The organism is Vibrio sp. 10N.222.46.A1, from assembly GCF_041473595.1.
Classification (GTDB): Bacteria; Pseudomonadota; Gammaproteobacteria; order Enterobacterales; family Vibrionaceae; genus Vibrio; species Vibrio tasmaniensis_A.
In genome coordinates this window covers 1-10,411 of record NZ_JBFRSN010000500.1, presented here as the reverse complement: position 1 = coordinate 10,411, position 10,411 = coordinate 1, and the positions used below count along the sequence as shown (strand labels likewise).

General features: G+C 45.1%; 9 protein-coding genes, 1 tRNA gene and 1 riboswitch. Of the genes, 1 reads left to right on the top strand and 9 read right to left on the bottom strand.

Translation table 11 applies throughout. From position 1 onward, the window contains the following. Nucleotides 1–82 precede the first annotated feature (82 nt). Nucleotides 83–1,405: an IS4-like element ISVbsp1 family transposase gene (locus AB4496_RS14695; RefSeq protein WP_009845967.1), complete on the top strand. Its 1,323-nt coding sequence runs from the start codon at nucleotides 83–85 to the stop codon at nucleotides 1,403–1,405. Nucleotides 1,406–1,501: 96 nt separating this feature from the next. Here AB4496_RS14695 and thiH read toward each other — a convergent pair whose 3' ends face one another. The 9 genes from thiH to AB4496_RS14650 all read right to left on the bottom strand — a co-directional run bounded on the left by thiH (nucleotide 1,502) and on the right by AB4496_RS14650 (nucleotide 10,341). Further along, nucleotides 1,502–2,629, bottom strand: coding sequence for a 2-iminoacetate synthase ThiH (gene thiH, locus AB4496_RS14690; protein ID WP_009848177.1), 1,128 nt, complete (start codon nucleotides 2,627–2,629; stop codon nucleotides 1,502–1,504). 7 nt (nucleotides 2,630–2,636) lie between these two features. Beyond that, a complete protein-coding gene (locus AB4496_RS14685) occupies nucleotides 2,637–3,401 on the bottom strand; it encodes a thiazole synthase (protein WP_009848176.1) in 765 nt (254 codons plus the stop codon). 2 nt (nucleotides 3,402–3,403) lie between these two features. Next, nucleotides 3,404–3,613 carry a sulfur carrier protein ThiS gene (gene thiS / locus AB4496_RS14680; RefSeq protein WP_009848175.1) on the bottom strand — a complete coding sequence of 70 codons (210 nt, stop codon included), beginning with the start codon at nucleotides 3,611–3,613 and terminating at the stop codon, nucleotides 3,404–3,406. Further along, nucleotides 3,610–4,392 (bottom strand): HesA/MoeB/ThiF family protein, encoded by a 783-nt coding sequence (locus AB4496_RS14675; protein ID WP_009848174.1) that lies wholly within the window; start codon nucleotides 4,390–4,392, stop codon nucleotides 3,610–3,612. The genes thiS and AB4496_RS14675 overlap by 4 nt, the downstream gene beginning before the upstream one ends. Continuing rightward, nucleotides 4,382–5,674, bottom strand: a complete 1,293-nt coding sequence (locus AB4496_RS14670; protein ID WP_102258449.1) for a thiamine phosphate synthase — start codon at nucleotides 5,672–5,674, stop codon at nucleotides 4,382–4,384. Before AB4496_RS14670 ends, AB4496_RS14675 begins: the two co-directional genes overlap by 11 nt. After that, nucleotides 5,674–7,623: a phosphomethylpyrimidine synthase ThiC gene (gene thiC, locus AB4496_RS14665; protein WP_009848172.1), complete on the bottom strand. Its 1,950-nt coding sequence runs from the start codon at nucleotides 7,621–7,623 to the stop codon at nucleotides 5,674–5,676. The genes AB4496_RS14670 and thiC overlap by 1 nt, the downstream gene beginning before the upstream one ends. Before the next feature lie 130 nt (nucleotides 7,624–7,753). Then, a riboswitch (TPP riboswitch) is annotated at nucleotides 7,754–7,852 on the bottom strand. A gap of 62 nt (nucleotides 7,853–7,914) precedes the next feature. Continuing rightward, a complete protein-coding gene (crcB, locus tag AB4496_RS14660) occupies nucleotides 7,915–8,298 on the bottom strand; it encodes a fluoride efflux transporter CrcB (RefSeq protein WP_004736665.1) in 384 nt (127 codons plus the stop codon). 100 nt (nucleotides 8,299–8,398) lie between these two features. Next, nucleotides 8,399–9,781, bottom strand: coding sequence for a multicopper oxidase family protein (locus AB4496_RS14655; RefSeq protein WP_009848171.1), 1,383 nt, complete (start codon nucleotides 9,779–9,781; stop codon nucleotides 8,399–8,401). A 483-nt stretch (nucleotides 9,782–10,264) separates the two neighbouring features. Continuing rightward, a tRNA-Trp gene (locus AB4496_RS14650) sits at nucleotides 10,265–10,341 on the bottom strand. Between the last annotated feature and the right edge of the window lie 70 nt (nucleotides 10,342–10,411).

Genomic DNA, 10,411 nt, shown 5'->3' with positions numbered 1-10,411 from the left:
TAATGCCGATCGTTTAAGAAGACTTGAACGATCTTGCAGTTAGCAGATAATCCCCATCAACAACGTTGATGGGGATTTTTTTATGCTTGAACAAGAATTAGCAATGGCACATGAGACCATTGAAGATGCCGATAATTATGAATCTGTTGTCGACGCCATTCAGATTGAGTGGATAGAACAAGCTCTTCTTGAAACTAATAAAGCGAGCATAAGACGACGTCGGCTTCCCGCTCAGCAAGCTGTCTGGTTAGTTATTTGGATGGGGCTGCAACGCAACATGTCTATCAAAGAGGTGTGCAGTTCATTAGACATTGCACTTCAGCCTAAACCTGAAGATAGCTGGTCTCGTGTTGCACCCAGTGTCCTAACTGATTCACGCCGACGTCTAGATGAGAGTCCGTTAGCGGCTCTGTTTCACACAACGGTAAAGGCTTGGAACGGAGATATCCTTCAACAAGACAAAGACTTAGAGCTTAATGTTCTTGCTGTGGATGGGACAACATTTAGGTGCCAAGATTCCCCAGAGAACGCTGAAGAATTTGGGTTCATCTCTAAAAAATTGAAACCTTACCCTCAACTTCGTTTAGTCGCTTTGATGTCAACAGAAACTCGAATGATTATGGGGGCGGCTTTTGATGGCTGTCATGTCGGTGAAACGACCTTAGCTAAGCGCCTATTCAATGATATCCCCGCACATTCATTGACCTTATTTGATCGTTGTTATTTCTCGGCAGACCTCTTGTTGTCGTGGCAAGAGAGTGCGGAAAATGCTCACTGGTTAATGCCTGCAAAGCGTAAGCTACGCTATGAAGTGTTGGAGAAATATGCGGAGAACGACATGCTCATCTCAATGCCCATCTCTCCTCAAGCTCAACGGCAGAATCCGAATTTACCCGCACGTTGGGAAGCCAGATTAGTCCTATATCAAGAGCCAAAAGGTGAGATAAAAGGTTTTATTACTTCACTTACAGACCCTAGTAGATACTCGCTAGAAAGCCTGCTGCGTATTTATTGGCAACGCTGGGAGATAGAAGAAGGTTATGGTGAAATTAAACAGACTCAACTGCAAAGTCACGTCACTTTACGAAGTCGTTTTTCTGCCGGTGTGAAGCAAGAGCTGTGGGGCGTATTACTTGCCTATAACTTAGTGCGATTAGAGATGGTTAAGATAGCTTCAGAAGCCGGGGTTCGAGCGACTAGGGTCAGTTTTACCGCCGCAATTAACCTTATTGATGCGCAATTACGTTGGTTAGCTTTAAGTCCAGACGGAACTCTACCTGTAAAACTGAAAAGGATGAGAGACAGTTTGAGTCACTTCATTCTTCCAGATAAAAGAAAAGACCGAACGTTTCCACGTTCAGTCCTCTTTGTCCCAGCCAAATATCCGTTCAGGTTCAAGCAATAATGCTTATCCGAACGGCATTATACCCAAGGGTAGCCGTTTTTATTTGCCTGTATCATTACATCGATGTTTCACGTGGAACATCAACCAATATGTTGATTAACCAGAATAGGCACTGTGCCAGTCTCGCCACACCGGGTCGAAACCACGCTGACGAATCATCGACTCGACATCAGCAGCACTTCTCTCATCACTGATCTCAAACTGCTCAAGCTCTTCTTCACCCGAAGCATAACCACCAGGTTGGGTTTTAGAAGCCGCAGACATACTCGTGATCCCCAATGGCAACACATTGTCGCGAAAGGTTGCCGATTCGCGAGTAGAAAGGGATAGCTCGACCTCAGGATTCAAGAGTCGATATGCGCAGATAAGCTGAACCAATTGTTTGTCGTTCATGACTGATTTAGGCTGTAATCCTCCACTAGAGTCTCCCCCCTCACACGGACGAAGACGCGGGAATGAAATTGAATAGCGAGTCTGCCAATAAGTGCGCTCTAGGTAATCTAAGTGAGCAGCAACAAAAAAGCAGTCGGTTCGCCAATCTTCCAAACCAATCAAGGCACCAATACCTATCTTATCGATCCCCGCTTTTGCCAAGCGATCTGGGGTTTCAAGACGGTATTCAAAATCCATTTTATTGCCACGTAGATGATGCTCAGCGTAAGTTCTTGGCTGATAAGTCTCTTGGTAAACCATAACAGCATCTAGACCGAGAGTTTTAAGCTCTGCGTAATCATGTTGATCAAGCGGCTGCACTTCCATCGCTAGGTAGTTGAATTGCTTTTTGATATTCGGCAACACCTGTCGAAAGTAATTCATCCCGACCTTAGTTTCATGTTCACCGGTGACTAACAAAACGCTATCGAACTTCATCTTTTTGATAGCCGCACTTTCGGCATCAATTTCATCCAAAGTAAGCGTGCGACGTTTGATACGGTTCTCCATTGAGAAGCCACAATACGTGCACGCATTCGCACATAGGTTCGAGAGGTACAAAGGAATGTAAAGCGACATTGTATTGCCAAATCGCTTACGAGTTAGCGCCAACGACTGTTGTGCCATCTGCTCTAAGTAAGGTTCTGCCGCCGGAGAGATCAGAGCCTTAAAGTCTTCTAAGTCACGTTTGGGTTTACTCAGAGCACGTTCAACATCCGCTGACGTTTTACTGAAGATAGACATACCAATGTCATCCCAGTTGAGCTGTTTAAATCGATCAACAAACGTCATAGGTACACTACTCGTCTAGAAATGAAGTTAACGGGCTCGAAGCAACCGCGTGAGATACTTTTCCTGCAAGCCCAGCAAGGTAAGCCATACGCCCCGCTTCAACTGCCAGCTTAAAAGCAATCGCCATATCAACGGGTTGTTGAGAAGCCGCAATCGCCGTATTCACTAACACAGCGTCTGCGCCCATTTCCATTGCACGAGCAGCATGCGATGGCGCGCCTATGCCTGCATCCACAATCACAGGGACATTCGCTTGGTCGATAATGATCTCTAAGAAGTCTGCCGAAGCGATACCTTTGTTTGAACCAATAGGCGCACCTAACGGCATAACCGCAGCGCAACCCACCTCTTCCAAGCGCTTACACAAAACTGGATCGGCATGGCAGTAAGGCAACACAACAAAACCATCTTTAACCAGTTGCTCAGCGGCTTTAAGCGTCTCAATTGGGTCTGGCATCAAGTACTTTGGTTCTGGGTGAATTTCCAGTTTAAGCCAGTTTGTGCCTAGCGCTTCACGAGCCAAATGCGCAGCAAAGACGGCATCTTTTGCACTCTTCGCCCCAGAGGTATTCGGTAGCAAGTTCACGCCAGCATCAATGATTGGTTGTAAAATGTCGTCTTGCTCAGAGCGAATATCAACTCTCTTCAGCGCCATGGTTGCCAATTGCGAACCTGAAGCCTCAATAGCACTCGCCATCAATTGCTTATTGGCGAACTTACCCGTTCCAGTGAACAGACGTGATTGAAACGTTTTATCTGCGATGGTTAACATGGTTAGCCCCCTGCAATAGCTTGGAAAAGAGATATAGCGTCGCCTTCATTAACGACCGTTTGTTGCCACTGGCTACGCGGGACAACCGCATTATTGATAGCAAATACACAACCTAGATTGGGTAATGCTAGAACTTGGATAATGTCCGCTAGAGACGATGAGTGTGCTACTTGTTCTGATTGTTCGTTTATCGAGATCGTTATATGGCTCATTGGATTTCTTCTTCTAAATGCTTAACTACAGACGCACTGCACACAGGACATTCACTATCTTGAGTGACCATAAGGTTTTGCCAATTCATCGTCTGGCCATCGAACAGTTTGAGTTGGTGTGTTGCGACCTGAAACTCACCACGAGCTAGACGTTGAATAGCAGCCAAAGCTTGAAGGTTACCTATGGTGCCAACAACTGGGCCTATGATGCCGCTATCGCTACAACGAGTCGTTTGTGGATGATGTCTGAACGGGAACAAGCAGTGATAGCACCCTTTCTGATTCTGATAATCAAATACAATAAATTGGCCTTTCCAGCCAATTGCAGAACCAGAAATCAAAGGGGTCTTCGTGCTGAAACATGCTTGGTTAACCTGCTGGCGTGACTCGAAGTTGTCAGTACAATCCAACACTAAGTCAGCTAGCATCACTTCAAGCTCAAGCTGACTTTCACTCATTCGTTGATTGATGGTTCTTACTTGGCTGCGACCATTGAGTTCACTCACTTGTTGCTTGAGAGCTTCAACCTTAGGCGAACCTAACTGACTTTCCCTGAACGCGACCTGTCGTTGCAGGTTCGATGAATCGACACAATCATCATCGACCAGCACGATCTTTCCAACACCAGAAGCAGCCAGGTAAAGAGCCGCAGCATTACCTAAGCCACCACAACCAATCAACAACACATGACTATTTAGTAAGTTGCGTTGCCCTTGCTCACCCACTTCAGGTAACGCAATTTGTCGTTGATAACGAATGAATTCAAAGTCACTCAGCATAGCTAGGCTCCTGTATAACCTCTTCCTTAAGAGTTGGAGATTTAGGTGCCATCAGTTTTTCGAAAAATTCGATCACTTTCTGCGGGTCTTCCGCCAATGTAATCGCACGTACCACCGCCAAACTCGATACCCCACACTCCCACACCTGCTCAGCTGTCGATTGGTCAATACCGCCAATAGCAACCGTCGGATAACCAGTGAGTTGGTCTGTGTATGGGATAGTATCAATCAGCTGTTGATACAGAGATAAACGAACTAAACCTTGAGGCTTTGATGGCATCTGTTTAGTTGTTGTTGGGAAGATATGCCCTAGCGCAATATAGCTTGGGTTGATTTGAACAATGCGGAGCAACTCGTAATAGCCATGAGTAGAGAGACCGATCTTGATACCTGCTTGGCTCAACTGTGAGAGGTTTGACTCTTCAATATCCTCTTGCCCCAAATGAACACCAAATGCGTCATGCTTGAGTGCAAGCTGCCAATAGTCATTGATAAAAACCTGAGCGTTATGCTCTCGACCAAGCTCGATTGATCGCGCGACTTGTTGTTCTAAGTCCACTTGCTGCGGGTTTTTAATACGTAGTTGAACAGTGTTAATTCCGAGCTTGAGCAACCTTTCGATCCACTCAACATCATCAACCACAGGGTATAAACCTAGACTATTCTTACCCAGCTCAGGAAAAGAAAGCACTGTCCCTTGATTAGCCCAACCAACGCTTATATTCAATCGTTGATCTTCAAGAGCCGGAATTGGAAAGTTTTGGTAATGTGCTGGCCATGTTCCACGTGAAACATTGGACGATGCGCGAGCTAAAACTAATGCGTCCTCTAATGGGAATTCCAGAGCCAACAAAGTAAGTAACCAAGCAAAGTGGCCGCGATTATCTAACTCCTGATGAGCTGTAGTTTCACTCTTGATAGCACGATTAGCATCCCGGTGTGACCAGATATCCAGTACAGCTGAATCATCTGAAACACCGATATAAATGGTATTCGGAGTTTGTGTAAAGGCATCACAAACGTCAGCTAGCGCGACTGAATTGCTGTAATCAACAACATGGTTCAGTTCTGCTAGCTGACACACCGTCAATGAATCAAGATCATGAGCGAAGCCAATAGATAACGCCTGCTGAGAATCAACGATAGAGAAGTATTGAGTTGGGCTTACACCCAACTCAACCGCATCAGTTGCCAAGCCTTGTCGCTTAGCAACCAATAGACAGTTCTGCACCTCTCCCGTTAACTCAATATTTTGAGATGGGATGAGTATCTTCACTGTCATTATTCCTCTAATTGAGCTTCTTTTGCGGCTACTGCAGGATGATAAAGTTCAGAGCCAGTATCACGGAACTCTTGTGATTTTTGACGCATCCCTTCCAACGGGTTATCTAGCATCTTAATCTCGATAGCCTGATCCGCGGCTACTTGTTCGGTGTCTTTCGCATACTCTCGAACTTCTTGAGAAATCTTCATCGAGCAGAATTTAGGTCCACACATTGAGCAGAAGTGAGCAACCTTGCCCGACTCTTGTGGCAGAGTTTCATCATGGAAAGAACGCGCGGTTTCAGGATCTAAAGCTAGATTGAATTGGTCTTCCCAACGGAATTCAAAACGTGCCTTTGATAATGCATTGTCTCGGATTTGTGCGCCCGGATGTCCTTTAGCGAGGTCCGCTGCGTGTGCTGCTAACTTGTATGTAATCAGGCCGGTCTTCACATCTTCTTTATTTGGTAGACCTAAATGCTCTTTAGGTGTGACATAACAGAGCATCGCACAGCCGTACCAACCAATCATGGCCGCACCAATACCAGAGGTAATATGGTCGTAACCAGGGGCAATATCTGTCGTCAATGGGCCTAAAGTATAGAAAGGCGCTTCATGGCAGTGTTCTAACTGCTCATCCATATTCTCTTTGATTAGGTGCATTGGCACATGTCCTGGACCTTCAATGATCACCTGAACGTCGTATTCCCAAGCTACCTTAGTCAACTCACCTAAAGTACGTAACTCCGAGAATTGAGCCTCATCATTGGCATCTGCAATAGAACCCGGGCGTAGGCCATCACCCAATGACAGGGCAACATCGTACTTCGCACAAATCTCGCAGATCTCGCGGAAGTGAGTATAAAGGAAGCTCTCTTGGTGATGTGCAAGACACCATTTCGCGATAATAGAACCACCACGAGAAACAATGCCAGTGACACGTTTAGCCGTCATCGGAACGTAGCGAAGCAACAAACCTGCGTGGATAGTGAAGTAATCAACACCCTGCTCTGCTTGTTCAATCAAAGTATCGCGCATCACTTCCCAGTTAAGGTCTTCCGCAACACCATTCACTTTTTCAAGGGCTTGATACATAGGAACCGTACCGATTGGTACAGGGCTGTTACGTAAGATCCATTCGCGAGTTTCGTGAATATTACGGCCGGTAGAAAGGTCCATTACGGTATCGCCACCCCAGCGAGTTGACCATACTAACTTCTCAACTTCTTCTTCAATCGAAGAGCTTACTGAAGAGTTACCGATATTAGCGTTCACCTTCACTAAGAAGTTACGGCCAATAATCATCGGTTCTGATTCTGGGTGGTTGATGTTTGAAGGGATAATAGCTCGACCTTCAGCAACCTCCTTGCGCACAAACTCAGGGGTAATTTCTTTCGGTAGATTTGCGCCAAAGTTATGGCCAGGATGTTGGTGGTTAAGCTGCTCATCAGCAAATTTCTGACGTCCCATGTTCTCACGTATCGCAATGTACTCCATCTCAGGAGTAATAGTCCCCTGACGAGCATAGTGCAGCTGAGTAACACATTGATCGCCAGTGGCGCGACGAATTCTAGGCAGATTACCGTAACGAAGGTCGTCTAGAGTTTCATCTTCTAAACGCTCTTTGGTGTAGACAGAACTTACATCGTCTAACAGTTCTGTATCACCACGCTCTTCAATCCATTGCTCTCGTAACTTAGGAAGGCCACTGTAAAGGTCAATTTCGTGCATAGGGTCAGTATAAACACCAGAGGTGTCGTATACATGAATTGGCGCATTAGGTTCGAATACAGGATCTTTTTTGGTACCACCAACAAGGCTATCTGCTAGTGATATTTCTCGTACAGGGACTTGAATGTCCTCGCGAGATCCGTGGATGTAAGCTTTTTTTGAATTTGGATAAGGTTGCACGGATAAAGAATCAATGAAATTCTTCGCTTCCAGTCTTGCTTGTTTACGACTCGACATAGCATTTTTCCTTGGCTTTTAGCCATTATTTATAGGGATAAAAATGCTTGACGGATAAGATGCTACAAGAGGGATCACAGCAAGAAAATGCAGTTGTGATCTGGAGATAGATCTCTAGAAGGATTCTAGTTAGATATCTACTCTTGTTCCCTTCGCAGGTATTAGCCTGATCAGGTTCAACGGATCCCGAGTTAACGGTCTCAGCCATATGGCACTCCGACAAGTACAATCGAGTATATAAAAACGGCTTGGATAAACCAAGCCGAGTTGTTAACAAATCGTAAGAAAGTTTTAAGACTTTATCAGAAGTTGGAAGCCGATCCATGCGGCTGAAATACTGAGAACCACATTGAGCAGTACATTGAGCCCCATCTTGAAAAACGCACCCTGCTGCATAAGAAGCACGTTATCCATCGAAAACGTAGAAAATGTCGTCAGGGCTCCAAGGAAACCAAGACCGATAATTTGTCTCCACGGCTCCGTCGCAACCATCTCATTTTCAAACGCGGCGATGAGCAATCCCATAATCAGAGAGCCAATTACGTTAACAGTCAGCGTACCGTAAGGAAAACCACGCCCTAACATCACAACGCATAACTCGGAAATCAAGTAACGTGAACAAGCACCAAACGCGCCACCGATGGCGATAAAACCTAGAATAGATAACTGACCCATGAATCCTCCCAAACAATAATCCCTATATTCTAGCTTTAACGCCGATAAAAGCGAGGGTAGAAACTAAGAATGCATGCGCAAATATTAAACGTTACAGGTGTCACTTAACTTCAATATATCCCATCAAACCCGTTTTCATGTGTTCTATAACATGACAGTGATACATCCAGCGGCCAGGGTTGTCGGCTACAAATGCAGCTTTAGCTCGGCCATTTTTTCCAAGTAACACTGTATCGGTATGGAAAGGTTCTTCAACTTTCTTCCCGTCAAGTTCGAGTACTGTAAAAGTATGTCCATGAATATGGATAGGATGATGGTATTGAGTGACGTTCTTTAGATCGAATATATAGGTTTTTCCCAGATCTAAAGTCGCCAAAGGTTCAGGGATATTATCTTTGCTCATCCCCTCCCATGCTCGTTTATTAGTTAGCCAAAACTTAGGCATAGATTTTCCATCTTTGGATACTGGAGAAACCGCCCCTTCCCATTCAAATAAAAAGTCAATTTCTTCTGCATTAACCAAATCTAAGTTGGGCACAGGATTAAGGGGTAAAGAAGGTAGAGAGCGATTCTCAACAAGGGTTGAATCTACAACCTCGAACTCACACAAAGAGAAAGGAAAGCGTCCTTTCATTTGAAGGACGCTCACTCGCCCACCGGCTTTGGGTGCTATCAATCCAATATCCACTCGCATCCCTGGGCCAATTTTATGTTGAGTCAGTTTATAAGGCGTTTTTACAGGGTTACCATCAATGGCAATCACCCATGCCTCTGCCCCTTCGACAGCAATAGGGTAAGTGATCGTATTATCGACATTTGCGATACGCAGCCTGGTCGTTGCATGTTGTTTTAACTGATAGGCAGGCTCATGTATTCCATTAACGCTACTCCACTCTCCTGGCGTACCCATACGGGCACTGAGTCGTGGGATCATTAGATCTTTCCATTGGCCTTTCTTATCTATATGCCAATGCTTAAGCGTCAGTGCGTGTTCTTCATCAAACGGCACTGGGATACTCTCCTCTACGATAATAAGACCAACCAAGCCCATACCAAGCTGTTTAACGCTATTCATATGTGGGTGATACCAAAACGTACCAGCATCTGGTGGCGTAAATTCATAAATAAATGTTTCACCAGGCATGATCGGTGGTTGGCTTAAGAAAGGTACTCCATCCATTCCGATAGGAATCCTTAAACCGTGCCAATGAATAGTCGTCGGTTCTGATAGCTTGTTGGTAAAACGGATTGTTACCTTCTCCCCCTGGCGACACCGAATCGTTGGCGCTGGAATCTGACCATTAAAGCCTAGAATATTAGTCTCAAACCCCGTCACGATTTCAGCGGTTGAAGGCTCTGCCGTTAGGTCATAAACATACTTTCCTTGCTCATCAACCGCCCGTTTCATTGAGCAAGCGGGAAGTACAGTGAGTGCAGATATAGCGAGAGATGATTGAATAAACTTACGACGGGAGATATCCATATTTGTTGCCTTTTAGTAATAACGACTAAAATGTAACAAAATATTGATAACAGTTCTCATAAAGAAGCGTAGTTTGTGCTGTTGGTTGTTTATAAAAGAGGCTGGGATAAGTAAGCACTTACACTTTTAAGGCCAGATTTTATTAAAAGTAGGAATTGTCGACTAAAAATAGAACAAATAGAAAGCAAAAAAGCCTCAGCATTTCTCCTGAGGCTTAGTATATGGAAAGGTTGGAGGTTTCGACTCCCAACACGCGCTGTTTTAGTAAGTCGGAGAATCCGCTACTTTACTAATAGCGTATATTGGATTCAGAAAGCAAAAAGGATCTAGCATTTCTGTTGAGGCTTAGTATATGGGAGGAGTGGAGGTTTAACTCCCAACATGCGCTATTTTGGTAGGTCGGGGGATCCGCTGCTCTGCTAATGGCGTATATTGGCTTCAGAAAGTAAAAAGGCTCTAGCATTTCTGCTAGAGCCTTAAATATGGCAGGGGTGGAGAGATTCGAACTCCCAACACGCGGATTTGGAATCCGCTGCTCTGCCAATTGGAGCTACACCCCTAAAACTTTCATTACTTCAGATTCGAAAAAACCTCGCACTAGGCGAGGTTATCGAATAAGTGGCGGAGTGG

Excerpts from the sequence above, each read along its gene's own strand:
- AB4496_RS14655 (WP_009848171.1), bottom strand. The coding sequence starts at position 9,781 with ATGGATATCTCCCGTCGTAAGTTTATTCAATCATCTCTCGCTATATCT.
- AB4496_RS14685 (WP_009848176.1), bottom strand. The coding sequence starts at position 3,401 with ATGTTAACCATCGCAGATAAAACGTTTCAATCACGTCTGTTCACTGGA.
- thiC (WP_009848172.1), bottom strand. The coding sequence starts at position 7,623 with ATGTCGAGTCGTAAACAAGCAAGACTGGAAGCGAAGAATTTCATTGAT.
- thiS (WP_009848175.1), bottom strand. The coding sequence starts at position 3,613 with ATGAGCCATATAACGATCTCGATAAACGAACAATCAGAACAAGTAGCA.
- AB4496_RS14670 (WP_102258449.1), bottom strand. The coding sequence starts at position 5,674 with ATGACAGTGAAGATACTCATCCCATCTCAAAATATTGAGTTAACGGGA.
- AB4496_RS14675 (WP_009848174.1), bottom strand. The coding sequence starts at position 4,392 with ATGCTGAGTGACTTTGAATTCATTCGTTATCAACGACAAATTGCGTTA.
- thiH (WP_009848177.1), bottom strand. The coding sequence starts at position 2,629 with ATGACGTTTGTTGATCGATTTAAACAGCTCAACTGGGATGACATTGGT.
- crcB (WP_004736665.1), bottom strand. The coding sequence starts at position 8,298 with ATGGGTCAGTTATCTATTCTAGGTTTTATCGCCATCGGTGGCGCGTTT.
- AB4496_RS14695 (WP_009845967.1), top strand. The coding sequence starts at position 83 with ATGCTTGAACAAGAATTAGCAATGGCACATGAGACCATTGAAGATGCC.